1 protein-coding gene is annotated in these 298 nt (G+C 68.1%); it reads left to right on the forward strand.

Features of this window, described 5'->3' with window-relative positions:
- The coding region (locus SB751_RS29420) for an SDR family oxidoreductase (protein ID WP_410748953.1) at window positions 1-207 on the forward strand (207 nt) is incomplete at its 5' end.
- Window positions 208-298 lie beyond the last annotated feature (91 nt).

Consider the following 298-nt stretch of genomic DNA (forward strand, 5'->3'; position numbering starts at 1 on the left):
CCCTCGCTGCGCGAGCGCATCGCCGCGCAGGCGCGCCAGCAGGGCAGCGACGAAGCCGCGGTGCGCGCCGCCTTCGTGGCGCGCCAGCCCATCGGCCGCGTCGGCCGGGTGGAGGAGGTGGCCGCGCTGGCGGTCTACCTGGCCAGCGACGAATCGGCTTTCACTACCGGTACCATCCAGGTTATCGACGGCGGCTGGTCCAACTGACCGGTCGGCCTCTTTCATTCCCTTCCAAGGATTACGCATGAAACTCGTACGCTACGGCCAACCCGGCCAGGAAAAACCCGGCCTGATCGAT

The sequence above is a fragment of the Cupriavidus sp. SIMBA_020 genome (assembly GCF_046535395.1).
Lineage (GTDB): Bacteria > Pseudomonadota > Gammaproteobacteria > Burkholderiales > Burkholderiaceae > Cupriavidus > Cupriavidus campinensis.